This is a genomic window from Sneathiella sp. (assembly GCF_047631475.1).
GTDB lineage: Bacteria > Pseudomonadota > Alphaproteobacteria > Sneathiellales > Sneathiellaceae > Sneathiella.
On record NZ_JBLHZT010000024.1, the window covers coordinates 1 to 25,128 of the forward strand.

Genomic DNA, 25,128 nt, shown 5'->3' on the forward strand with positions numbered 1-25,128 from the left:
ACCACATGGAAGGTGGCTCCGGACAAGACGCCATGCGTGGCGGGTCTGGTGACGATACTATGCTGGGCGGTGACGACAACGATGTCATGCGCGGTGACGCGGGCGACGACAGTATGTCAGGTGATGCCGGCGATGACTGGATGCATGGTGGTAGCGGCAATGACGATATGTCAGGCGGAGCCGGTGTTGACACGATGTTCGGTGGTGCCGGAAGTGCCGATGTTATGGATGGTGGTGCTGGTAACGACCTGATGTATGGCGACAACGGCGACGGTGCTGAAGTAGGTGACGATGACACCATGCTAGGTGGCGACGGCGATGACGTGATGTTCGGCGAAGGCGGAGCAGACCTTATGTCTGGTGGTGCCGGCAATGACAACATGTCTGGTGGTGCTGGAAATGATCTGATCTTCGGTGATGCTGGGGACGATAATATTTCTGCCGGAACGGGTGACGATACTGTCTGGGGTGGTAGTAACAACAACTACAACGACGGTGTTGGTTCCAGCGGTAATGATTATGTTGACCTTGGTGATGGTAATGATCGCTTTGATGACAACTTCATTAATAGTGGCCAGGACACGGTTCGGGGTGGTGACGGTAACGACATCATGTGGACCGGTGACGGGGATGACGTTCTTTATGGCGATGCAGGCAACGACAGCCTGTTCGGTGAAAACGGTAATGACCACATGGAAGGTGGCTCCGGACAAGACGCCATGCGTGGCGGGTCTGGTGACGATACTATGCTGGGCGGTGACGACAACGATGTCATGCGCGGTGACGCGGGCGACGACAGTATGTCAGGTGATGCTGGCGATGACTGGATGCATGGTGGTAGCGGCAATGACGATATGTCAGGCGGCGACGGTGTTGACACGATGTTCGGTGGTGCCGGCAGTGCCGATGTTATGGATGGTGGTGCTGGAAGCGACCTGATGTATGGCGACAACGGCGACAACGCTGAAGTAGGTGACAATGACACCATGCATGGTGGCGATGGCGATGACGTAATGTTCGGCGAAGGCGGAGCAGATGTCATGTACGGCGATGACGGTAGTGACACAATGTCCGGCGGTGCTGGTAACGATGTTATATCCGGTGGTCGAAACAATGATGTGCTTCGCGGTGAAGACGGTGACGATATTCTGGACGGTGGCCGTGGCCGAGATGATCTTGAAGGCGGCTCAGGAGATGACCATCTGATTGGTGGTCGTGGACATGACACGCTGACCGGTGGATCGGGTGATGATACCGTAGAAGGTGGTCGCGGAAACGACACCCTGCGTTGGACAATGTCTGATCAGGAAAATGTTTCTACGGATACTTACAATGGTGGCAATAATGGCGATACGCTTGAATTGTTCTTCACTCAGGCAGAGTTCGATGCAAATGAAGAGGCAATCGCCGAATTTGCGAACCGTGTTGAAAATGGTGAAGTTGACGCGACATTGACAATCGGTGGCCGTACTTTGGTTGCCAATAACATCGAAAATGTTGCGGTGATGGTTGATAATGTTGAAATTCCGGTCCTGATCGATGATCTCATCGAAACAGACGAGAATGTTGACAGCCTTGGCAACATCATTACAGCAACCCTGGCAACGCCGACACAAGACTTCATCCCGAATGATGGTGATGTATCCTTTAATGCCCCAGGTGCCGTCAGTGTGACGATGCCAGGCGCAGCCTTCCCGCAGACATTTGGCGAAGGCGACTGGAACCAGGTTGGACAGGTATGGACAATCGATCTTGTCGATGGTTCTGATAACTACGGAACATTGATTTTTGATGCTTCAAACCCAGAAAATGTTCAGGTTAGCCTGGATGTTCCAGCCGGTCAGGATACAATCTATGACCCAATGGATGATGGGGATCAGGCACAGATCGTCTTCGATTATTCTGCAACAGTAGATGGCGTTGAAGATGCAACTGTAACAATCAATATCAACGGTGTGAATGACGCTCCGATCGCTGGCGATGACATTGTTATCACCAATACATTGGACGGCATTTATGTTCCTCAATATGCAATGCTGGCGAATGACACTGATATCGAAGGCGATCCATTGAACGTTGCGAGCGTTACGCCGGATGCTTCTTTGGCAGGGGACGACGTTTATGTTCCAGGGTCAAACCGCATTATTAACGGTAGTTTCGAAGATCATGGAACTGACGTAAATATCGGGCATGGTTCATGGGCCACATATAACAGTGTCCCAGGCTGGTTTGTTGATCTTGATGGTGCTGATGCGCCGATCGAACTGCAGTTTGGTGGTACCGGTGGTATCGGTGCGCAGGACGGTAATACGAAAATGGAACTGGATAGCCATAATGAGGGGGGCTACACACAGAGCAACTCTCATGTCTATCAGGATGTTTCAACAACCCCAGGTGAAGAGTTGACTGTCAGTTTCTGGTATTCTCCTCGCTCATCAGGCTCCACAAACGACGTGGAAGTCTATTGGGATGGTGAACTTCTGACGACCCTGAGCGGTACGACAAAAGGCTGGACAGAGTTCTCCTTCGAAGTTGACGCTGGTAGCGGATCTGAAACCCGTCTTGAGTTCCATGGCTTGCCAACGGAAGACACGCAAGGCGGTTACATTGACAACGTTTATGTCGGTGACCGTGACTATGACTATCAGGTGAGTGATGGTGATCTGGAAGATACAGGACATGTTGATGTTCAGTATCAGACAGGAAACTATCTCGCCGGTGGCGACGCCAACGAAATCATTATCGGCGGTGATGAAGCTGATACGATTTCCGGCGGTGACGGTGATGATACGCTGATCGGTGGTGAAGGAAATGACGTATTGGATGCTGGCGACGGCGACGATACTTTCCATTACTCTGATGCAGATACAGATGGTGACGACATTATCCTGAACTTCGAAGAAGGAGATGACACCATTAATCTGGACGCCGTGTTCGATGAGCTGGGAATTGCCCCGGATGCCCGTGCGGATATGGTCAATCTGACATTGGATAGCGGTAATACTGTTATTACAGTCGATGGTCAGTCTGACTTCTCCATCACTGTTCACGGATCAGACCTTACAGGGGACGGTTCGCTGACACAGGAACAGCTTCTGGCGCAGAACGGAATTGTGGTTAGTGACGAAAGCTAATTACGAAACCTTTCTATGAAACTGAGAAAGCCCGGCAATCTGCCGGGCTTTTTTTTGGCTTTCACGTTTCACTGCAGCTTTTCAGTTTTGGCTGGTATCAGGCGTCGAATAGACTGTATGATGCCATTGAATAATGTGAATGGATGAGCAGGTCGTATGTCAAAAAATGTTGGATCTTTAATTGTAAAGCTTTTGATTGGCTCGTTTTTTGTTGGCTGGATGCTGACATGGTTTGACATAACACCACTGGACCTTCTTAAAGACCTGACAGGAACGATCGGTGAAATATATTCAATGGCGTTGTCGACTGTCAGATGGGCAGCTGACTATATTCTTCTGGGGGCTGTCATTGTTATTCCCATCTGGGCAATTGTCGCAGGTATGAATTTTCTACAGGCAAAGTCACGCCGAAAAGGGCGCCCGACAGATAAACCAGATTGATCAAATCGAAGCGCATTCGATACAGACAGGGGTGCTGGGGTCGAGCGAGAGCCGCTTTTCTGAAATTTCTTCATCACAGGTTACGCAATAGCCATAATCGCCATCGACAAGCCGTTGAAGGGCTGCGTCAATACGTGTGAGTTCATTTTTGCGTCTGCGGACAGTATCTTGTGCCATCGCCTGATTTTGCAGGGCATCCATTCGGGATAGCCGACCTACCCGGGACTGATCCAGTTCGACCGGTTTTTCATCATTGATACTGGCGGCCATAATATCTTCTAGCTCGGCTTTTCGGGCCAGCAACTTTTCTTTTGCTTCCTGAATGTTCATCCGCACCATCTAATAAAAGACCGAGGTTAGCGGGAAATTGAAACGGATGCAAAAAAAAGCCGGTGCAGGGCACCGGCTTGATATCAAATTTAGAACGCAGTTACTTGACTTCCCAAGTATGGCCCTCTCTTAGCAAGGCATCCAGAGAAGGGGCTGAAGAGGCCTGTTTTGCCGTGGTCATCTGTTCTTCTACACTAAGTTCATAGCTTGGTGCAGGGTCACAATAAAGGACGCCAAACGCAGTTGGAAAACCGTTTCCTCCCATGTCTGCGAGAAGGGTGGCCATCATTTTATTCTTTTCGTCATGAACCAGAATGTCGTCTTCAGTTACCCCATCTTCGCCAAGTGTTACCACTTCCAAGGTCAGGGACTGGGTGTTTAAACGAATTCCTTTGTCCATTTCTGCGCCAAAGATCAGCGGTTTGCCATGCTCGACATGAAGCTGTTTTTCTTTGGCAATATCACGGGCGAGCACATCATCAAAAACAGCATCATTGTAAACAATGCAGTTTTGTAGAATTTCCACCATTGAGGTCCCTTTATGGGCGTGTGCCCGTTTAAGGGTGTCTGGCAGGTTTTTCTGAGTATCGTACCCGCGCGAAACGAAACGGGCGCCGGCCCCTAATGAAAAGACCAGAGGTTTCAACGGAGCGTCAACTGACCCTGTCGGGGATGAAGGGGTGCGTAGCCCCGGTTCTGACGTGGGAGAATATTGGCCCTTCGTCAGACCATAAATTTCGTTGTTGCAAAGCAGAATCTGAATATCCACATTTCTGCGCAATACATGCAGCATATGGTTTCCGCCAATGCTGAAACCATCGCCATCCCCGGTGACCAGCCAAACGTCAAGGTCTGTGTTGGTCATCTTGATGCCTGTAGCAAAGGCAGGCGCCCGACCGTGAATGGTGTGGAAGCCATAAGTCGACATATAATATGGAAAGCGTGAAGAACAGCCGATCCCCGATACGAAGACATAGTTTTCTTTCGGAACGTCAAGGTCCGGCAAAGTCCGTTGAACGGCTTTCAGAATGGCGTAATCGCCACAACCGGGACACCAGCGGACTTCCTGATCAGAGGCAAAATCAGCGGGTTTCATTTTATCTTTTGTAGAAATCACATTCATCTTACTTCTCCAACGCCTGATCAATTGCCTCTTCAATCTCGGCAATTTTAAAGGGTTGTCCTGTTACTTTAGTAATCGGACGGGCATCGATCAGATACTGATCTCTTAGAACTGTTTTCAGTTGACCATCGTTCATCTCAGGTACGATAACAGTATCGTATCCTTTCAGTAACTCTTCAAGGTTAGCAGGTAGCGGCCATAAGTGTGTCAAATGGATATGAGCCACGTCTTTACCCTGCAACAGCTTGTTGCTGACCGCACGACTGATGGGACCGAAGGTTGACCCCCAGCCAACAATGGCCAGTTTACCGTTCTCGTTTCCTTGAGCCGGTTTTTGCGCGGGAATGTCATTTGCGATCCCCAGAATCTTGTTTCTGCGGAAATCCGTCATGGTTTGGTGATTGTCGGGCTCATAAGAAATATGGCCGCTGCCACTTTCTTTTTCGATGCCGCCAATCCGATGTTCCAGTCCAGCGGTTCCAGGAACAGCCCAAGGCCGGGCCAGCGTTTCCGGATCCCGGTTAAACGGCGCGAAGCTCTCTGCATCCGTGTAATGGGTGACTTTAAAAGGCTCTCGGTCCTGCACAGACGGAATAAGCCATGGTTCCGCAGCATTACCAATATACCCGTCGGTCAATAACATAACGGGTGTCATGTATTTGGTCGCCAAACGGCAGGCTTCAATGGCGACTTCAAAACAATCGGCCGGTCCACTTGCTGCAAGTACGACAAGCGGGGCATCACCGTTTCGACCATAGACTGATTGATATAGGTCCGACTGTTCGGTTTTTGTTGGCAAGCCGGTCGAAGGTCCGGCCCGTTGAGAGTTAACAATAACCAGCGGCAGTTCCGTTGAAATGGCGAGGCCGATGGCTTCACCCTTCAAAGCGATACCGGGGCCAGAAGAAGACGTAATACCAAGGGCGCCCGCATAGGAAGCGCCAATTGCCGAACAAATAGCGGCGATTTCGTCTTCCGCCTGAAAGGTTTTAACGCCGAATTGTTTCATCTTGGCAAGTGTATGCAAGACCGGAGACGCAGGTGTAATCGGATAGGAGCCGAAATATATATCAAGGCCAGCAAGCTCGGCGCCGGCGACCAGACCCCATGCAAGGGCTTCACCGCCTGTTACAGTCCTGTACACACCAGGCTTCATCTCAGCGTGGTCGATTTCAAACAAGCCAACGGAATCTGATAGTTCTGCGGCTTCACCATAAACGTGCCCGGCGTTCAGGGCTGCGATATTGGCCGCTGCAATTTCAGGGCGTTTTGCAAATTTGACGTTCAACCATTGTGTCGTGTCTGAACGATCCCGTCCATAAATCCAGTAAACCAGCCCCAGAACCCAAAAGTTTTTACATCTAAGGCCTTCTTTTTGGCTAAGACCAAACTCTTTAACAGACTCAAGTACCAACCGGGTGATATCGATTTCCAGGACTTTATAGTTGGAAAGAGATCCGTCTTGCAGAGGATCTGTATCATATCCGGCTTTTTTCAAATTCCGCGTATTGAAGGCGCCTTTATCGACAATGATAGAGCCGCCTTTACGCAGGCGCTGAATGTTTACTTTCAAGGCGGCCGGGTTTAACGCCACCAGAACATCAGGTTCATCGCCATGGGTTTCAATCCGCCGGGCTCCAAAGTTAATCTGGAAGGCAGAGACACCAAAGGTTGTTCCGACCGGGGCGCGAATTTCAGCAGGGAAATCCGGGAAAGTGGCCAGATCATTTCCAGCAAGGGCCGTGGTATCGGTGAAGCGACTACCAGTGATTTGAATTCCGTCACCGGAATCGCCGGCAAACCGGATGACGACAGAGGGCACGTTTGCTCTGTGTTGGGAAGGTCCCGACAATTTCGTATTTAGTTCGTTCACTTTATTACTCGCTTCCAATCAGATTGTATTTTCGTTCACACTGACAGTTCTGATCTTACCGGTGTTACCCATAGTAAGGTTTAATCTTACGCCTTGTTATACCGTACTGAAAACACTCTTTTTAGTGATAGGTCCCGCAAGGGGGATTAAATTCAATAAAGAATAACGCAAATTATTGTATGTGTACAAATGATAATTGCACTCACACAGCAAATATATTTTATAATCTGATTATGTAAATAAAATAATTACACAAAATTTTTGTGTGTTATTTGTCAGATGGGAGTTTTAGACCGTCTTTCAAGAGGCGAACAAACAGGGCGCCGATCTGCGCGGGGGTTTGTCCGCCGGGGCGATACCAGCTGCTGGACCAGTTTAGGGAACCTAGCAGGCTCAGTCGCAAAAGAGTGGGATCCACATCGGCAGGAAGCGGCAGGGCCTCAATCAATGCCATGAAAAGGGCATCGTAGCTATCTCGGCTTTCAATGAGTCTGATCCGAAGGGCGGGTGCTGTGCGCGAGATATCCGCACATAATAAAATGGAAAAATTGTTGCCACCGAACAAAGTGTTCATATGAGCAATAGCCGCTTTTTCCAAGCGTTCCCATGGGTCTTGAACACCCTCAATTGCCGTTTCAACGGCTTCCGTTATGAGGCGGGTGCCCTCTTCATAGGTCGCAATGATCAGATCGTCTTTTGACGGAAAATGATAGTACATGGATCCTGCCAGCATGCCGGCCTCACGAGCAATGTCGCGCATGGAAGTTGCATCATAACCGCGTTGGTTAAAAAGATGGGCTGCAGAGGCCATTAATTCTTGCCGGCGATTGTCACTCCGGTAGGGGCCATCGTCGTGTTTTTCTTTTGAATCCGCCACAAAACTTCCCTAACGAACAGTTGTTGGTCTTTTCGGTTATGCCCTCTGAATTGAGGGGCGGCAACTGAAAAAAACAGACAACTGTTTTGTTAAGGTGTTTTTTGCCCCCAATCTAGGACGCCAAATACGAATCGAGGCAATTAAAGCAGCTTTCCCAACCTGAGTTATGGCGTTCTTTCAGTTCTTGATCAGCGAGGTTAATATGAAGCATGTTCATGCGTGTTCGATTGTCGGGCAAGCGTTCAAATTCCAGCGTAACATGCATTGGATGACCAACAGTGCCATCCTCTTGAAGCCAGCTCCATGAAAAAGCTAATTTGTAGGGGGCTTCCACACATGTGTAGTGTCCGACGGCCGTATCCACTTCACCGTTGCTACTGACCATTGGAAATTTATAAGATCCCTCGACGAAGGCGTTAGCTTCCGCATCTGGGCACGTCATTCCTTCTGGCGCCATCCAGGCCTGCAGGGCAATCGGATCGGTCCAGGCCTTGAAAACCTCCTCAGGGGAGGCGTCAAATTCACGGACCAGTTCCAGCTGAATATTTGTTTTATTTTCTTCCCTTGTCATCACGTTCATCGGTTTTGTCTCCTCGGGATTTCAGATCTTCCAAATAATCATCAAGCGCGGCAAATCGATCGGCCCAGAATTTTTGATAATGGGAAACCCAGTTACTTACTTCTTCCAGGCCCTTTGGATTAAGCGAGCAACGTCGCCATTGAGCATCAACTGTCCGGTCAATAAGATTGGCATTTTCCAGGACTTTCAGATGCCGAGAGATCGCGGGGGCAGACATGGAAAACGGTTTTGCAAGTTCGCCAGCCGTTTTCTCGCCATGGGTTAACTGGTCAATAATGGCCCGTCTGGTGGGGTCCGCAAGCGCCGCAAAAATTGTCGATAGAGGATCTGTGTTCATGTTTAATATTCACTTTAATTAACTGATCCGTTAAATACAGAGAATAAAGCGGTCTGTCAATGGACTATATTATTTTGGCCTTACTGGTTAAGGAGCTGACGGATTGCCTGAAACGCCTTTTCGGTTTCGTCCAAGGCACCGTTCATAATATTTCGAGCCTGATCGGATAGGTTGAGATCCGTACTGAGCGCGGCAAGGGTGGTGTTGCGAAGGATAGGAACCAACACTTGACTTGCAAGGGCCGCGGGTGTCAGGCCATTTTCTGCCTGTCCAATACCTGTCAGGTGAATGTCCTCTAATTTGGCTGTCTTGCGCTGGCCAATCAAATCGTTGGCCTGTACGACAACAACCCCGTTCTTCAGGTAGAAATTGTCAACGATCAATTTCTTCTTGGTGCCACCTGTCGGCGCGGAATTATCAATATATTGTTTTAGCGTTCGAAGATTGTCTGTTTCGGTTGCTATTTCATAGTTGATTTCCGGAGCGACGAGAATCATGCTTTTAATGTGAAGTACGTCGCTGTTCAGGGTTTCTGGGTCTATCCACAGATCAATCCTGTCTATTGAGAAGGCATTTTTTTCCAAATATCCCACTGGATTGGCGACTTTTACCTGAACCAACGTCGCGGTGCCTGTTGTCGGTGCAAATTCAGCGTCTTGCACCGTGACCCCCGTTTGGGTGAGGGCCGTGCCTTCTTGTTCTATCGTATCAATGATAATCGAACCGATAGAGACATAAACGGTGACGATGGCCGCACAAAAGATAAGTAAGCCGGCGGCCATCGCAATAGTTAAACCACGTTTCATAAATCAGGCATTCCGTATTGTTTGATTTCTCCTATTGGCAAACAATACGACGAGAACGGTTGGCACAGCAAGCGCTACCGCAATGAAGACCAGTTCATTGTTACTGACCGGCATTAAACCGCCGCCGGGTGTCGCAAGAGCAAGACCAGAGATCAGCAATAAGCCACGAATAATCCAGCGTCCTTGCGGATGAATATCGAGCTTGCCAACCCAAGCAAGATATCCCTGAAGAGCGCTCGCAATTATCCACGTACCCAAGAGTGCGGTGAACACAACCTTGATAATCTCCAGCGTTTCACCCTGAAGGATCAAGGCCGGGTTCAGAACAAAGAAGAACGGGATAAAGTAGATGATACTTCCCAGTTTCATTGCCTGAACGCCGGTCTCCATCGGTTTTGCGCCCGCCACTGTTGCCGCAGCAAACGCCCCCAGTGCAACTGGAGGGGTGATGAAGCTCAACATTCCCCAATACAGGATAAACAGATGGACAGCGAGCGGATCAAGACCAGCAGAAATCACGGCCGGAGCCAATGAAATTGCCAGAAAAATATATGCAGCCGTCACTGTCATGCCAATGCCGAGAATAAAACTGGTAAGGGCACCCATCACAAGGAGGATCAGGGGATTTCCGCCCGCCAGAAAAATAAGGTCATTGGCAATTGTGCCGGACATCCCTGTAACAGCGAGCGCGCCTACGATTAGGCCAACACCACACAAAATGGCCGCCAATTCGGCGAACAAGCTGGCTGCACCGAAAACAAACTGCTTCAATTCGCGCCATCCCCAGCGGGAATACGGGAAAATCTGATTGATCAGAATAAGCAGCGCTGTTGCATAGAAAGGGGCAACAGACTCTTGTTTCAGGAAGACAAGAAGCCAGACAAGGATCACAAACACCGCAATGAAATGCCAACCTTCCTTCAGGGTTTTGCCCAGGGAAGGCAATTCCTCTTTTGGCAATCCTTTCAGATCGTTCTTTGCTGCATAGGCATCAATTTGTACGAACAGGCCAAAAAAGTAGAGGACCGATGGAATAATCGCGGCAATGGCGATATCGATATACGGAATCTCCAGAAAGGTTGCCATGATGAAGGCGGTTGCCCCCATAATGGGTGGCATCAGAACGCCGCCTGTAGAAGCACAAGTTTCAACGCCGCCCGCATAGGCCCGCGAAAAGCCCACTCGGCGCATGGCCGGAATGGACAGGACGCCGGTTGTCAGGACGTTGGTGATTACACTTCCGCTCATGGAGCCCATAAGACCGGACGAGAAAATTGCGACCTTTGCTGGGCCCCCGCGAACATGACCCAAAAGGGCAAATGCGAAATCGATGAAGAATTTACCGCCGCCTGTATGTTGCAGGGCAACGCCAAACACCAGAAAACCGATGACCAGATTGGTAAAGGCTCGCAACGGTATCCCAAGGACACTCTCGGAACTCATCGTGTGGAAAATCGCCGTGTCCGGCAGGCTTGCCGCGGCACCTGAAATTGGTCCCGGCATAATATCTGCGAATGTCGGATAGAAAGAAATGACCACGACAATCGCAAAAATCGCCAGACCGCCCGCTCTTCGAGTGCACTCAAAGATCAGTGCCCAAAACAGATAGCTCATATAAATGGCGTGATCCGGGGCCGCATATTCCCACCCTTCATCCAGTATTTTTTCACTGCTGAAGGCAAAGTAAAAGCAAATTCCCATCATGATTGCCGCTAGAAGGGCATCATAAAGAGGAACTTTTGAAAGAGATGCTTTTGAATGGGCTGGCCACATCAAGAAGATGAGCGGAAGGAGGAAGCCCGCAATGATGTAGGCGTACTGGTTTGAGAGGAAAGTAAAGCCAACAAAAAAGCCGAGGTTAAAAAGCTGATTTATTGACAGGATAAGGACGGTAATCGCAGAGATATAGGGAAGAAGTTCCCACCCGCCAGCGAGAGAACGACGGCGGGAAGATCCCGCCGCCGCTTCCTCTTGAGAATGTTCATTCTCTTTCATGACACTGAACGATCAGTACATCAGTTGAAGTTTACGGCAAGCTTCGCTGCTGCCAGTGCTTCTGCACGGGCTTTCGTCCAACCTGCTTTAAACTCGTCTTCTGATGGATTGGTCGCTTTGTACGCGGCATAGGCTGTTGCAAGCACTTCCTGACGTTTTACGAGGCGGTCCTGATGCTTTTGTGCGGCATCAGTCCACTTACCAATTTCCTTGAAGTATTTTACAGCACCTTCGTGGTAAGGAATAATCCATTCAAAATTCTGGTTTTCAATAGCCCAGCCCTTGGCGCCAGGGGCATTGTCTTTATAGCCATCATGCTTTTCGACCATGGCTTTCGTCAATGTATAGACCTGATCGGCAGGCTGGCTGGCGTTTGTCACCAAAATTGGATAAGGGTAACCTGCGCCAATCCAAGGCTTTTCTTTGCTGATGTCGGCGCCGACTGTTGCTTTCACTGGTGAGAAGTAAGGCGCAACATCGTTCATCCGTTTCCACGCTGCAGTGTCATCTGCTGGCAATGTTGACCAGGTAACGCCACGAGGGCTTGCAGCAAGACGTTTCACATGTGGAGACACAGTTGAGGAGAACGCCGCATCGATCTGACCGTTGATCACGCCATCAATTGAATCTTTAAAGCCAGGGAATTCAACTTTAGTTACATCATCCCAAGTTAGTCCACCATAGGCAAGAAATGCTGTAGACGCGATGTTAAGGCCATCAGCGCCGCGGACCCAGGCAATTCGCTTGCCTTTAAGGTCGCTTAGTTTTTCAACACCTGAATCTTTTGCGATCGCAACACCAAGACCGAAAGATCCTTTTGATGTTAAAAGTGCACGCAGTGGCTGCGGGCCCCATTTATCAGTCGCAAATTGCATTACGCCTTCCTGACCGAAGTAGCTGGCAATACCGCAAGCGCAGTAATCAGCTTTGCCGATTTTCAGGGGGGTCATGCGAGAAATATCATTTTTGCCTGGCAAGACACGGAGTGACGTTCCGAATTCATTTTTCAGAACATTACCAATGGCAACTGCCTGAGCGTATCCACTGGATGTGGTGCCGTAAGCGGTCCAGATCAGTGATTTAGGCAAGCCTTCAGCAGAAGCAATTGAAGTGGCACTGACAGCGGCCAAGCCAGCAGCAGCCGCGAAGCTAATAGTCAGTGAGTTTTTTATAGAAATGCGCATTTGTTTCTCCCGATATAAGAATTGGAGTGTTTTGTTTTTGTCATTCCAACGCGGGGGCATTCTGCATAGCAGAACACCATTCTGCAAGAGCAAAAATTGTTTGACTTGCAGCAGAATCGTAATGCAGGTGAAGTGCGCACACTGAATGCGGGTATGGCTTGGGGGAAGGGTAATAAAAAAGTGCTTTGTATTTGATTTATATAATATTTATGCCGATGAAAAAAGAACAGCAGATCTGATTGTTTTGTCAAAATCAGATCTGCTGTTCCTCAATTGGTCGTTAGGCAACATGTTGTTTTTTGGTGTGGCCGCGATCAAAATAATACGCCATAGCAACGGCAGGGCCCGCAAACATGAGGGCTGCCAAGCCTAATTCCAGGTCACTAAAGGGGATCAGATCGCTCCCCCCTGGTGTTGCAAGGAGTAATCCTCCGAAAAGGACGGCGGCTCTGATCAACCATCCGAAGACAGGATGTCTGTGCAGGTTTCCAATACCGATTAAGTACCCTTGCAGGGCACTTGCGACCAGGATGACACCGCCAACGGCGGATACAAACAGTAACATCGACCGCCCAATTTCACCTTGTAAAATAAAGGCAGGGTCAAGAACAAAGAAGAAGGGAACGAAATATATAATCGATCCCAACCGCATGGCTTCCAGTCCTGTTTTCATTGGACTGGCGCCAGCAATCGATGCCGCAGCAAAGGCACCCAGGGCAACTGGCGGTGTTATGAAAGAAACCATACCCCAATACAAAATAAACAGATGTACTGACATCGGCTCCAGACCACCTTGAATCAGTGCGGGGGCCAATACGATTGCCAAGAAAATATAGGCGGCGGTCACTGTCATGCCGATGCCCATAATAAAGCTTGTAATCGCACCCATTATCAACAGAACAAGTGTGTTGCCACCGGCAAGGAAAATCAGGTCGTTGACCAATGTTCCTGCCATCCCAGTAATGGAAAGAGCACCCACAATCAAGCCGACGCCCACAAGGATACCACCAATTTCCGCCAGAAGTTTGCCTGTCGCCAGAACGAAATTTACGAAGTCTTTTCCGTTCCACCGGCTATGCGGAAATAGCTGATTGATCACCAGCAAGAGGACCGTTGCATAAAACGGAGCCAGTACTTCCTGTTTCAGATAAATCAGCATGACGATTAACAGAACGAATACAGCGATAAAATGCCACCCCTCCAGCAGTGTCTGTTTGAGCGACGGTAAATTTTCCCGCTTTATCCCCGGCATATCATTGCGCGCTGCAAAAGCATCGATCTGAATAAACAGAGCAAGGTAATACAGGATGGATGGAATAATGGCGGCAACCGCAATCGTGATATAGGGCACATCCAAAAAGACGGCCATAATGAAGGCTGTTGATCCCATTATCGGAGGCATAAGCACACCGCCTGTAGAAGCACAGGCTTCAACACCTCCCGCATAGGCTCTTGAAAAGCCGGTTTTTCTCATGGCCGGGATTGTCAATACACCTGTTGTAATAACATTTGAGACAACGCTGCCGCTCATGGAACCCATTAAGCCTGAAGAAAAAATGGCTACTTTTGCGGGTCCTCCTCTGACATGCCCAAGTAAGGCAAACGCCAAGTTGATAAAGAAGCGTCCACCTCCGGTTTGTGTAAGCGCAACACCGAAAATCAGAAAACCGATGACAAGATTGGCCAATGCCTGCATTGGAATGCCGAGCATACTCTCTGCACTTAGAGTGTGGTAGGCGGTGGTATCCGCAAATGTGCTCGATAGTCCTGAAATCGGCCCTGGCATTACTTCAGCATAGAGCGGGTATAGAGAAATCAGGAAGACAATAACGAAAAGTGCTGTTCCGCCCGCCCGCCGGGTTGCTTCCAGAACCAAAGCCCATAGGAGCAGGCCCATGCCCACAACGTAATCTGGTGCCCCCATTTCCCATCCACTATCCAGAATTCTTTCTGCATTGATGAAAAAGAACATCAAAACAGCAAGCATGCCGGCGAAGAATAAGACGTCATACCAGGGCACTTGTGTCGTGCTGGATTGTTGGCGCATCGGGAAAATTAGGAAAACTAACGGGACAAGTAAACCAAACAGGGCGTATTGGTATTTGTTGTCCAGCCAAATATGATTAATGAAAAAGCCGAAATTAAAGAGCTGGTTCACCGAAAGGGCCACAACGATGAGGGTGGCTATAATCAGAACTAAATTCCAAAAAGACGACAGAGTGCGGTGGCGGGCCTGAATTTCAGGCTCCGCCACGTTGTTTTCCAGCTCTTTGGTTATTTCCATACTGGATTCATACCTTTAGCTTCCAGTGCTGCAGCACGGACTTTCATCCATTCGGTTTTGAAATCTTCTTCGGAAAGATCTTTGGACCCCATTGTTGCCCATGCATCAGCCAGTGTGTTCTGACGGTCAATAAGTGCATTATTATGGGCGTCCATATCCGCCGTCCAGGCACCGATCTCTTTCCAGTATTTTACGGCTGCTTCATGATAGGGAACAGCCCACTTGAAGGTCTGACGGTCCAGATTCCAACCTGACATCGCAGGAAGCGCATCTTTATAATTATCATATTCCGTATGAATGGCTTTTACCATGGAATAGACCAGCTCAGCATCCTGATCGTCTTGAGTGATCAGAATAGGATAGGGATAGGACCCGGCTTCATAGGGTTTATCTTTTGAAATCCCGGTACCAAGTGTTGCGACATGAGGAACAAAGTAGGGAGCAACCTCTTTCAGGCGTTTCCAACCTTCTTTGTCGTCATGCGGCCAATCAGGCCAATAGATGCCACGTGGTGACGCCTGCAGTTTCTTTGTTGGTCCTGAAACGGTTGATGCAATGGCAGCATCAACCTGACCGCTGACCATGCCCTTCCACATCGCACCGTAACCACCAAATTCGACCACTTCAACATCGTCAAATGTCAGGCCAGCAAACGCCAAGGCCGCTTGTGCACCGATCGTCAGGGCCGGCGAGCCACGGACAATACCGACGCGCTTGCCTTTTAGATCAGACATTTTGCGAATATTCGCGTCCGCTGCTGTGCCTAATCCAATATTCGCGTCTGATGTTGCAGACATGACCAGTCTGACCTTTTGGGGTCCCCATGCCTTTGATGCAAAGTTAAATACGCCTTCAGAAGCAAAATAGGTACCTCCGCCATTGGCAACAAACTGGACCTTGTTGGTACGCAAAGGGGACATGCGGGAAATATCGTTTTTACCCGGCACGACACGCAAGTTTACGCCATATTTGTCTTTGAGCGCTTTGCCAATCGCTACAGACTGGTTATAACCTGTTGTACCAGTGTTGTAGGCGCTCCATGCAAGTGTGCCCGGTAATTTTACGTCACTTGCCGTTGCTAAACCTGTAAGCCCGAATACAATTGCTGACGCTACGGAAATTAATCCTGTTTTCATATGCTTCTTCTCCTCCCAATGAAAATGGAACTTTTTTTCTTCTCGTGATTCCATTAGAAGGGTATTCTGCATAGCAGAATTTAATTCCGCAATAAATTATTGTATTTATCTAATTTTATTCCGTCTGATATTTAACTGAGATCGAGAATGACCATTAAAAAATTTGAAGAAATTGTGGACGATCCGGTTGAAAAAGATCGGCATTTTGTAACGTCCCTCGCGCGAGGCTTGGAAGTCTTGCGGGCCTTTAGGCCTGGAGAAGGTGCTGTTGGCAATAATGATCTTGCAAAAAGGACGTCTTTGCCGCGGTCAACAGTATCGCGATTGACCAATACTCTTGTTCAGCTTGGATATCTGATTCACCGAGAAGATATAGGGCGTTACGAGCCTTCACCCGCTGTTCTTTCCCTTGGATATACCGTATTGGCGAATAGCCGATTGCGCTTATTCGCCTGTCCTGCAATGCGAGAGATGGCTAAGCAAACCGGATATAGTGTAGCACTCGGGGCTCGGGAAAAGCTTACAATGCTATACGTTGAGGCCGCGAGAGGATCGGTGTCTAGTACCCTTGTTTTGGAGGTCGGTTCCTACATTCCGATCGCAACAACTTCAATGGGACGGGCTTATCTTTGCCGCATGCAGGAAGACGAACGAAACTTTTTGCTGGATCATGTGAAACGGGATGCGGGCGCCGACTGGGGCCGAATCAATAGTGGCCTTGAACAGGCCATGCGGGATTTTCAGGATTTTGGATTTTGTCTGTCCAGTGGTGACTGGCAGCGCGCGACCAGCGCGGTCGGCGTTCCGGTTTGGGATTCTAGTAATGGCGACTTGATGTCTTTTAATTGCGGCGGATCTGCCTATCTGGTTTCAGAAGATAAGCTGCGAGAAGAAATTGGACCACAACTGGTCGCATTGGCAAGGGGTGTCGAGGTCATGTGTGGCCCGTCCTGACTTTGCCTAAAACTCTAAAAGAAACGACCCCCTAACTTCTAACACTCAATCAAGAAAAACAAAAAAAGGACTTAGTGCGATGGCATTAGATCAAGAAACCTATTCACAAATGAAAGAAGCGGTGAGCCGCTTCGTCCGAGAACGTCTTGTTCCTGCCGAAGATATTGTCGAACAAACAAACGATGTTCCCGAAGATATCATCGAGGAAATGAAGGAACTTGGCCTGTTTGGTCTTTCAATTCCCGAAGAATATGGTGGGATCGGTCTGAATATGGAGCAGGAATGTGGCATCATTCATGAGATCTGTCAGGCATCACTATCTTTTCGCTCTGTCATCGGAACAACGGTTGGAATTGGCAGTCAGGGCCTTGTTATGACCGGTACGGAAGAACAGAAGCAACAATATTTGCCAAGGCTTGCAACGGGAGAGATCAGTTCTTCCTTTTGTCTGACCGAGCCAGAAGCGGGCTCAGACGCTGCATCGCTCAAGACAACCGCGATCAAAGACGGTGATGATTACGTCCTAAACGGAACAAAGCGCTACATCACCAATGCTTTGCGGGCGGGCATGCTCACTGTTATGGCGCGAACGGACATATCAAAAAAAGGTGCCTCCGGTGTTTCCGCTTTTCTAATCGACCCTGCTACTCCGGGCATTACAATTGCCAAGGCGGACGATAAAATGGGACAGCGCGGCACGAAGACCAGCGATGTCATTTTTGAAGATGTGCGCGTCCCTAAAGAATGCCTGCTTGGTGGCGTAGAAGGGCAGGGTTTTTATACTGCCATGAAAGTTCTGGATCGTGGGCGCCTTCATTTGAGTTCGGTCGCAACAGGCATTTCCGAACGCATTCTGCATGAGGGCCTGACGTATGCCGCGGATCGTAAACAGTTTGGTCAAGCCATTGGTGAGTTCCAATTGGTACAGGCCATGCTTGCTGATAGTCAGGCAGATCTGTATGCTGGAACATCAATGACCCTTGATGCGGCCCGCCGTTATGATGCCGGAGAGGATATCGCGATGCTTGCGGCCTGTTGTAAAATGTTCACAACGGAAGCCGCCGGACGTATCGCAGACAAAGCCGTTCAGATCCACGGCGGGGCCGGATATATGTCGGAATATAAGGTCGAGCGGTTTTACCGCGATGTTCGGTTGCTGCGACTCTATGAAGGCACAACACAAATCCAGCAACTGGTTATTGGCAGAAATATGCTGAAATCAGTAAACGGCTAAATAATAAATAATTGAACAAAGGAGCTGAAAATGGGAGTTGATAAAATTAAACAGATGGTACCCAGCCTGAAAGGCAAGGTGTCAGACGAAGAATGGGAAACTCGTGTTAATCTTGCCGCCTGTTATCAGTTGGTCGCTCATTATGATATGTCGGATTTGATTTTCACACATATCTCGGCCCGTATTCCCGGGTCTCATGACCAGTTTCTGATTAATCCCTATGGCTTGTTTTTCGATGAAATTACAGCATCCAGCCTGGTGAAGGTTGATATTGACGGAAACGTCCTGGATGAAACCGATTTTTTCATCAACCCTGCGGGATATACCATTCACAGTGCTGTCCATGGTGCACGGCATGATGTTGAATGCGTTCTGCATACACATACGGTTTCAGGCATGGCGGTTTCTGCGCAAAAGCAGGGTTTGCTCCCAATTTCACAGCATTCACTCATGTTCTATAACAGACTGGCTTATCACGGATACGAAGGGATTGCCCTTAATCTGGACGAACGGGAGCGTTTGGTTCGAGACTTGGGCGAAGATAATATTGCCATGATCCTGCGCAACCATGGTTTGCTGACGGTTGGTGCAACAGTTGCAGAAGCCTTCCGACGCATTTTCTATCTTGAAAAAGCCTGTCAGGCTCAAATTCAAGCCTTGAGCGGTGGATCAGAAATTATTATTCCGCCGGTTGAAGTGTGTGAAACAGCGCTGGAGCAATTCAAATCACTGAGTAGCCGGAATGTCCTCGAATGGGATGGTCTGCTGCGTATTCTTGACAATAAAGGAAGTAATTTCCGTCACTAGGATCAGGCTTGTTGCGGGTCAGGTTACCTGTTCAAAAAGGGACTTCCAGTTTTGAACAGCGACCTGCTCCGTGAATTTCTGATTATATTCTGCAAGACCATTTTTCGTGAGCGTCTCCGATAAGCCGGCTTCTTCGACAACAGATCTTACATGCGCGCTCAGCTCCCCTACATTATCGACGTCTGCCAATAATCCGTTCACGCCATGCGTGATATAGGCTGCAGGCCCGGCAGAGGCCGCTGCAACAATAGGGGTGCCGGATGCCCAAGCGTCCAATGTGACATTTCCAAATGGTTCGATGCGGGATGGATATAAACAAATGTCCGCCGCTGCAAACAGGGCCTCCTTATCCGTACGCCACCCAAGAAAACGAACTCTGTCAGTAACATCAAGGGTGTCTGCCAGTTTTTGAAGATCGGCCAATAAATCACCGGCACCGGCAATCCACAAATAGCAATTGTCCAGATCAGCGAGAACTTTGAGCGCAGTGTCCATCGCCTTGTTATGATGCAGGCGGCCCAAGGACAGCAGCACGGTGGCGTCTTCTGGGGTGTTTAAGGAAGCCCGATCTATGGGCGGTGCCGACTTCCAGGTCAGAAAATTGGGAATATAATGGGTTTTCTGTGCAGGCCAACCTTGCTGAATGATAAAATCACAAAGCGCTTCGGTATTACCAATCAGATGATCGCTTTTTTGAAAATACTTAAGTTTGTAATAGCCTCCAAGCCGGGCAAGTTTTGGAAAATTCCCGTCAGGGGTGAGGTCAGAAGCCCGTGACATCCAGCTCATAAACATGTCGGGTTTATAGGTATTTGCCATATGTTGGAGCTTACGCCGGGTAAAGAAATCGAATTTTCCGCCAAACCGGAGTTCGATGGGCGTTAGGCCCTGTTTGAGCAATTGTTCTTTCCGGGTTTCATTCGCCCGCATTGTCAGAAGCTGATCAAATCCGGAACGATGAAAAGCACCTGCCAAATTGACGAAGAACGTTTCTGCTCCGCCGTGTCCAGCGCCGCCAATTGCCTGCATGATTTTCATGAATACCCTCCTGCCTGCGGTCTTTATACTGAAAAGGCCGCTTTTAGCAAAGCGGCCTTTTCAATCATCATGATAGAGCAATAGATGGATCAGTCGGCGCTTGCGCCCTGTGCGACCCACTGACCAACAAGTTTCCGTTCGGCCTCAGTCATTTCCGTAATATTACCCAAAGGCATAACATCCGTATCAACGGTCTGCTGGCGAATGCGCTTGTGCTCACGTAGTATTTGGGCTGCAGTTTCCAGCACCACCCCTTTTGGCGGGGTGTCAAAATCTTCGCTTGTTGGCTTGGCCGCATGACAGCTGACACATCGATCCTGTATGATCGTTTGGACGGTCGCAAAAGAGACTTTATTACCGCCAGAGAAGTCCTCTGTTTTTGGAGTGGCTGCCCAGGCAATAGCAAAGAATAAAACGAATGCAATGGGTAACAGAACTATTCCCTGTTTTGATTTTCCCTGGTTTTTCATATTGAAATAATGCCGGACCAAGACCCCAACAGCGGCAATCGCGGCCAGCACCAGCCAGCTGAACTCATGGCCAAAGGTCATGGGGTAGTGATTGCTGATCATGATAAACAGGACCGGCAGGGTGAAATAGTTGTTATGCAAGGACCGCTGTTTTGCTTTTAAGCCCGGTGCGGGATCAGGTGTTTCCCCGCGTTCAGCGGCGCCAACAAGGGCGCGCTGGCCGGGCATGATCACCATCATAACATTCGCCGCCATAATGGTACCAATAATGGCGCCTACATGGATGAAGGCTCCCCGACCACTGAACACCTCGCTCAACCCCCAGGCTGCGGCAGTGAGTAACAAAAACAGGCAAAGACCAAAAACGCCCTGATGCCGAATAAGCGGGGTTTTACATAGGAAATCGTAAACAATCCAGCTACCGACCAGTGATCCCAAGCCGATCAAAATAGCTGTGTCTGTTGAAATATCCGCGACGCTTTTGTCGATCAGGTAAATCTCTGCACCAAAGTAATATAGCAACGTCAGCAGAACGAAGCCGCTTAACCAAGTGAAATAGGCCTCATATTTGAACCAATGAAGATGATCTGGCAATGCTGGCGGGGCAACGCGGTATTTTTGAACTTCATAAAAACCACCCCCATGAATGGCCCAGAGTTCACCCCCGACACCATCCTTGTCTTTCCGCCCACCTGCTTTGGGGGGCGTCAGGTTCATATCCAGCCAAATGAAATAAAAGGATGCACCAATCCATGCGATCCCGGTAATGATATGGATCCATCTTACTCCCAGAAGAAGCCACTCCATCAGATCAATGCCCATTAGTCTCTCCACTCATCCTGTCAGTCCCCAATTACTTTTATCCTGCAAATGACTGATCGACAATTGTGCGAATTTTTTTATTATATTGGAAGTCTAAATAAAGAATATATAGTTTCAAAATAATATTGATAATTAAATGGCAACATTAACGGATATGGCCGCATTTGTCGCGGTTGTGGAGCAGGGTAGTTTTTCGAGCGCTGGGCGGGAACTCAGAGTGTCAACTGCCGTTATCAGTGCACGCGTGGCACGGCTTGAAAGGCAGATTGGTGTAAGATTGCTGAATAGAACAACCCGTCAGGTTGTGCCGACTGAAGAGGCCAAACGCTACTATCAGGATTGCAAGAATATATTGGGGCAGGTTGAGCAAGCCGAAGCCAGTTTATCTTCAAGGCGGGAAAATCCTTCGGGAAGCATGAAGATCACAGCGCCGATTGTATTCGGTCGCCGCTATCTTGCGTCGCTTCTGTCGGAATTCCAGTTGGCATATACAGATTTACAAATTCGCCTGCATCTGGCCGACCACTTTGTGGATCTTGTGGGCGAAGGCATGGATATGGCAATTCGTATTGCTGATCCATCCGACTCGTCTCTGGTGATGAAGAAGCTGGCAGACAGCCCTCGGGTTATCTGTGCCTCTCCAGATTATTTGAACGTGAACGGTTGCCCGGAAAAGCCAGATGATTTGCTGCGGCATAATTGTCTGCTCCTTCGTTTTCCGGGTTCAACCCAGTTTCAATGGCGCGTGCAGACCGCTACCGGTATGCAAACCATTCCGGTTCGCGGCCAATTGGATAGTAACAATGGGGATGTTCTTCGCCAATGGGCGCTGGAAGGGCGCGGATTGGTGTTGAAGTCCAGATGGGAAATTGAAGATGATCTTAAGGCAGGTCACCTGATCCCGGTTCTGGAAAAGTATCCACCGTCTCCGGTGAGCATTTCAGCTCTTTATCCTTATGGGAAAATGACCCCTATGAAGGTTCGATTGTTGATCGACTATCTGGCCGAGAAAGTCTCTGCAGGCTTAGGCTGAGCTTTTTGGCGTTTGTATCATATGAGGACTGGCCGGATTATAAAACATGCCAAGGGATAGACTTTGGGCAATATTTTCAGCCTTGCCGAAAATATAGACGACGTCGTCTTCACAGAATAGTTCCGTCAGAGTTTCATGAAATAAAGAGAGCCAGCGATCAAAATTTTCCAGTTCGACTTTTGATTTTAGCGATATATGGGCCTTCATCGGGTTGCCGGAATAAAGACCACTGCCGTTCAGGACAGATGACCAGAACCGATACATTTTAGGCATATGCTCGTCCCAGTGATCCCCTATCGCTGAATTGAAGATGGGACCAAGGACGTCGTCGACTTTTACTTTCTCATAAAAGCGATCCACCATTTTGATGATTTCATCATTTGGAATACGAGCCGTGCGCGATGCGCGTCGGGGATTTTCAATGGGAGGGATCATTTACGTACCTAACTTCTGACAGGCATTGGCAATCATACTAGCGGCGTAGCGTACCTCAGTCTCTGTGACATAACGCCCCAGACCAATCCGGATTGTACGGTCACATTCTGATGGGGTGAGCCCGATGGCCTTCAAAACATGGGACGGCTTTCCGTCATGGGACAGACAGGCAGACCCCGTTGATAGAGCAAGCATAGGCAAGGCCGCCAGCAGGTCTTCTGCTGATACATGTTTGAATGTAATGCTCAGACATCCTGGAAGTGTCATTTTTGGGTAACCATTAAACCGAATAGCGTCGCCCAGCTTGTCAATTAAATGGTTTTTCAAGGTTTTGGAAAGCTGGTGAAGTTCGGCATTATCTGCGGCACTGGAATGCGAAATCAGGGATGCTGCAGCACCAAAGGCGGCAGCGAGGGCTGCCGATTGTGTTCCGCTTGGCCTCACCCGCTTGGGTATTTCGACCCCTCTCCTGACATAGAGCGCGCCAATGCCTTGAGGCCCGTAAAGCTTATGGGCTGAAAGGCTGGCAGCTTTGATTTTCAGGGTGCTAACATCTAATTTGTTAGAGGCCAGAAGCTGGACACAGTCGCTGTGAAAAGGAATTTCATTAAGCGCACAGATCTCGTCAATAGCCAGGATATCCTGCAGTGTCCCAATTTCATTATTGGCCGCCTGCAAGGTTACTAAAGCCGTTTCGGGGCGTATCGCTTCTTTCAACTTTTGAAGGCAAACGCGGCCTGTTGGATCGACGGGAAGTAATGTCACCCTGTGCCCCTCTTCCTGATAAAAAGACAAAAGGTTCAGGATTGAATGATGTTCCGTGACACATGAAATAATATGGGCAGGCGCCTGACGATTAGACAGGAAAAGCTTGAGAGCGATATCATTGGCTTCTGTTGCGCCCGATGTAAACAGGATTTCATCTGGTTTCGCCCCGATAAGGTTGGCCACATCCTGTCTGGATTTTTCAATCAAGTGGGCTGCGTTCAAGCCAAAAATATGGTCTTTGCTTTGCGGGTTTCCTGGATGTTCCAAAGCGTTGAACAGTGCAAGTTCGGCTTCAGGCGCTAGGGGCGTTGTCGATTGATGGTCCAAAAAAAGGGGGAGGAGAATTTCTTCTCCTTCAAACTCGATCAGTTTGATATAATCCCCGATATTGGTCATGTGGCAAGGTAGTTTTCTAGCTGGTCCAAATGTCGACGCCTTTGTTCAGGTGCGCAGAAGGTCGCCTCGAAACCATTTCGGCATAGGGTTATCAGATCTTCTTTTGAAAGATTAAGGGCTTCCGAAATGGCCAGATAATTTTCGTTCATATAGCCGCCAAAATAAGCGGGGTCGTCTGAATTCACAGTGGCCTTTAAACCTTTGTCCAGCATGGTTTTAATGGGATGCTTGCGCATATCGGTTACACCAGCCAGTTTATAATTTGAGAGCGGACAGACGGTTAGTGCAATACCAGATTGGCTCAGGCGGGCTGTTAAATCACTGTCTTCCAGACTACGGTTTCCGTGATCAAGTCTGTCTATTTTCAGCAGATCTAACGCCTCAATAACATATTCAGGCGGGCCTTCTTCTCCCGCATGGGCAACGGTTAGGAAACCTTCTTCCCGGCACCGGGCATAAAGCCGTTCAAACTTTGACGGAGGATGGCCCAATTCGGAGGAATCCAACCCAACAGCCGCGATTTTGCCTTTATGGGGTAACGCTTCTTCCAGCGTCTTGAAACCCTCTTCTTCGCTTAAATGGCGCAGGAAGCTCATGATCAGTTTAAAGGAAATACCAAGTGTTTTTTCACCTTCGGTCAGGGCATTGTAGATGCCATTGATGACGGTGCTGAATGGGATGCCACGATCTGTATGGCCTTGCGGGTCAAAGAAAATTTCAACATGAATAACATTTTGGGCGTGTACCTTTTCCAGATAGGCCCATGTCAGGTCGTAAAAATCCTGTTCCGTTTGCAGAACACCCATGCCCTGATAATAAATATCAAGAAAATCCTGCAGCTCGGTGAACTCGTAGGCTGCCCGAATATCTTCGACGGATTTGTAAGGAAGATCGATTTTGTTGCGTTGGGCGAAAAGAAACATTTGTTCAGGCTCAAGGCTGCCTTCGATATGAAGATGCAATTCTGCTTTTGGTAAGCCTTCAATAAACTGTTTTAGCGTGGACATTCTATGTTTCTCTCCTTTTAGATACATAAAACCCTCGCCAGACATATCAAGTCCAGCGAGGGTC

22 protein-coding genes are annotated in these 25,128 nt (G+C 48.9%); 6 read left to right on the forward strand and 16 right to left on the reverse strand.

Annotated elements, in window-relative coordinates; all coding sequences use genetic code 11:
• The coding region (locus tag ACJAYR_RS11020; protein ID WP_415236651.1) for a hypothetical protein at positions 1–3,134 on the forward strand (3,134 nt) is incomplete at its 5' end.
• 156 nt (positions 3,135–3,290) lie between these two features.
• Complete coding sequence (locus tag ACJAYR_RS11025; RefSeq protein WP_169543137.1) at positions 3,291–3,575, forward strand: DUF6460 domain-containing protein; 285 nt, start codon at positions 3,291–3,293, stop codon at positions 3,573–3,575.
• Here the strand turns inward: ACJAYR_RS11025 and ACJAYR_RS11030 are convergent, their stop codons facing one another.
• From ACJAYR_RS11030 to ACJAYR_RS11080, 11 genes are all read right to left on the reverse strand, one after another.
• Positions 3,576–3,905, reverse strand: coding sequence for a TraR/DksA family transcriptional regulator (locus tag ACJAYR_RS11030; RefSeq protein ID WP_415236652.1), 330 nt, complete (start codon positions 3,903–3,905; stop codon positions 3,576–3,578).
• A gap of 100 nt (positions 3,906–4,005) precedes the next feature.
• Positions 4,006–5,028: a 2-oxoacid:ferredoxin oxidoreductase subunit beta gene (locus ACJAYR_RS11035; RefSeq protein WP_169543135.1), complete on the reverse strand. Its 1,023-nt coding sequence runs from the start codon at positions 5,026–5,028 to the stop codon at positions 4,006–4,008.
• Between the two features lies 1 nt (position 5,029).
• Positions 5,030–6,850 (reverse strand): 2-oxoacid:acceptor oxidoreductase subunit alpha, encoded by a 1,821-nt coding sequence (locus ACJAYR_RS11040; protein ID WP_415236653.1) that lies wholly within the window; start codon positions 6,848–6,850, stop codon positions 5,030–5,032.
• A 319-nt stretch (positions 6,851–7,169) separates the two neighbouring features.
• Positions 7,170–7,778, reverse strand: coding sequence for a TetR/AcrR family transcriptional regulator (locus tag ACJAYR_RS11045; RefSeq protein ID WP_415236654.1), 609 nt, complete (start codon positions 7,776–7,778; stop codon positions 7,170–7,172).
• 112 nt (positions 7,779–7,890) lie between these two features.
• A complete protein-coding gene (locus ACJAYR_RS11050) occupies positions 7,891–8,358 on the reverse strand; it encodes an SRPBCC family protein (RefSeq protein ID WP_415236655.1) in 468 nt (155 codons plus the stop codon).
• Positions 8,330–8,695, reverse strand: a complete 366-nt coding sequence (locus ACJAYR_RS11055; protein WP_415236656.1) for an ArsR/SmtB family transcription factor — start codon at positions 8,693–8,695, stop codon at positions 8,330–8,332. Before ACJAYR_RS11055 ends, ACJAYR_RS11050 begins: the two co-directional genes overlap by 29 nt.
• Before the next feature lie 80 nt (positions 8,696–8,775).
• A complete protein-coding gene (locus ACJAYR_RS11060) occupies positions 8,776–9,501 on the reverse strand; it encodes a hypothetical protein (RefSeq protein WP_415236657.1) in 726 nt (241 codons plus the stop codon).
• A gap of 3 nt (positions 9,502–9,504) precedes the next feature.
• Positions 9,505–11,496, reverse strand: a complete 1,992-nt coding sequence (locus ACJAYR_RS11065) for a TRAP transporter permease (RefSeq protein WP_415236658.1) — start codon at positions 11,494–11,496, stop codon at positions 9,505–9,507.
• Between the two features lie 20 nt (positions 11,497–11,516).
• Entirely contained in the window at positions 11,517–12,680 is a 1,164-nt protein-coding gene (locus tag ACJAYR_RS11070) for a TAXI family TRAP transporter solute-binding subunit (protein ID WP_415236659.1), read from the reverse strand.
• Positions 12,681–12,960: 280 nt separating this feature from the next.
• Positions 12,961–14,964 (reverse strand): TRAP transporter permease, encoded by a 2,004-nt coding sequence (locus ACJAYR_RS11075; protein ID WP_415236660.1) that lies wholly within the window; start codon positions 14,962–14,964, stop codon positions 12,961–12,963.
• Entirely contained in the window at positions 14,955–16,100 is a 1,146-nt protein-coding gene (locus ACJAYR_RS11080; RefSeq protein WP_415236661.1) for a TAXI family TRAP transporter solute-binding subunit, read from the reverse strand. Before ACJAYR_RS11080 ends, ACJAYR_RS11075 begins: the two co-directional genes overlap by 10 nt.
• A gap of 147 nt (positions 16,101–16,247) precedes the next feature.
• Here ACJAYR_RS11080 and ACJAYR_RS11085 point away from each other — a divergent pair, with 147 nt between their 5' ends.
• From ACJAYR_RS11085 to ACJAYR_RS11095, 3 genes are all read left to right on the forward strand, one after another.
• Positions 16,248–17,054, forward strand: coding sequence for an IclR family transcriptional regulator (locus ACJAYR_RS11085; RefSeq protein ID WP_169543127.1), 807 nt, complete (start codon positions 16,248–16,250; stop codon positions 17,052–17,054).
• Positions 17,055–17,133: 79 nt separating this feature from the next.
• Positions 17,134–18,288, forward strand: coding sequence for an acyl-CoA dehydrogenase family protein (locus ACJAYR_RS11090; protein ID WP_415236662.1), 1,155 nt, complete (start codon positions 17,134–17,136; stop codon positions 18,286–18,288).
• Positions 18,289–18,318: 30 nt separating this feature from the next.
• Entirely contained in the window at positions 18,319–19,095 is a 777-nt protein-coding gene (locus ACJAYR_RS11095; RefSeq protein WP_415236663.1) for a class II aldolase/adducin family protein, read from the forward strand.
• Between the two features lie 18 nt (positions 19,096–19,113).
• On the opposite strand, the gene ACJAYR_RS11100 is transcribed toward ACJAYR_RS11095, so the two are convergent.
• Both ACJAYR_RS11100 and ACJAYR_RS11105 read right to left on the reverse strand, forming a co-directional pair.
• Entirely contained in the window at positions 19,114–20,133 is a 1,020-nt protein-coding gene (locus tag ACJAYR_RS11100) for a glycosyltransferase (protein ID WP_415236664.1), read from the reverse strand.
• An 89-nt stretch (positions 20,134–20,222) separates the two neighbouring features.
• The gene (locus ACJAYR_RS11105) at positions 20,223–21,425 is read right to left on the reverse strand and encodes a urate hydroxylase PuuD (RefSeq protein ID WP_415236665.1); all 1,203 of its coding nucleotides are present in this window, start codon (positions 21,423–21,425) and stop codon (positions 20,223–20,225) included.
• A 136-nt stretch (positions 21,426–21,561) separates the two neighbouring features.
• Here ACJAYR_RS11105 and ACJAYR_RS11110 point away from each other — a divergent pair, with 136 nt between their 5' ends.
• The gene (locus ACJAYR_RS11110; protein ID WP_415236666.1) at positions 21,562–22,458 is read left to right on the forward strand and encodes a LysR substrate-binding domain-containing protein; all 897 of its coding nucleotides are present in this window, start codon (positions 21,562–21,564) and stop codon (positions 22,456–22,458) included.
• Here ACJAYR_RS11110 and ACJAYR_RS11115 read toward each other — a convergent pair.
• The 3 genes from ACJAYR_RS11115 to ACJAYR_RS11125 are packed head-to-tail and all read right to left on the reverse strand — an operon-like array spanning position 22,450 to position 25,064.
• Entirely contained in the window at positions 22,450–22,893 is a 444-nt protein-coding gene (locus tag ACJAYR_RS11115; RefSeq protein ID WP_415236667.1) for a group III truncated hemoglobin, read from the reverse strand. The two genes, ACJAYR_RS11110 and ACJAYR_RS11115, sit on opposite strands and share 9 nt — an antisense overlap.
• Entirely contained in the window at positions 22,894–24,057 is a 1,164-nt protein-coding gene (locus tag ACJAYR_RS11120; RefSeq protein ID WP_415236668.1) for a cysteine desulfurase family protein, read from the reverse strand.
• Positions 24,054–25,064, reverse strand: a complete 1,011-nt coding sequence (locus ACJAYR_RS11125; RefSeq protein WP_415236669.1) for an adenosine deaminase — start codon at positions 25,062–25,064, stop codon at positions 24,054–24,056. Before ACJAYR_RS11125 ends, ACJAYR_RS11120 begins: the two co-directional genes overlap by 4 nt.
• Between the last annotated feature and the right edge of the window lie 64 nt (positions 25,065–25,128).